At 51.8% G+C, this 446-nt stretch carries 1 protein-coding gene; it reads right to left on the reverse strand.

Features of this window, described 5'->3' with window-relative positions:
- Positions 1-446, reverse strand: a 446-nt coding sequence (locus ACTHUR_RS20925) for a toprim domain-containing protein (RefSeq protein ID WP_440400730.1), incomplete at both ends; no start/stop codon positions are given.

The raw sequence follows: 446 nt of genomic DNA on the forward strand, positions 1-446 counted from the left end.
GTATTGGCAAGCTCTTCGCCTTCGATGGTGCGGCCGTCTGAAACGATTTTGGCTTTTTCCAAGGCCAAACCGAGCAACCATTGGTCTTTTTCCAGTTCGTCTTTGAGATAGCGCTCTTGTTTGCCGTATTTGGCTTTGTACAAAGGCGGCTGGGCGATGTAGATGTAGCCGCGTTCGACCAGCTCGGGCATTTGGCGGTAGAAGAAGGTCAGGAGCAGGGTGCGGATGTGCGCACCGTCCACATCGGCATCGGTCATGATGATGATGCGGTGGTAGCGTAGTTTTTCGGCATTGAATTCTTCTTTGCCGATGCCCGCTCCCAAAGCGGTAATCAGCGTGGCGACTTCTTGGCTGGCCAGCATTTTTTCAAAACGTGCTTTTTCAACGTTCAAAATCTTACCTTTGAGCGGCAAAATCGCTTGGAATTTGCGGTCGCGGCCTTGCAT

It is taken from the genome of Neisseria sp. P0021.S007 (genome assembly GCF_051956855.1).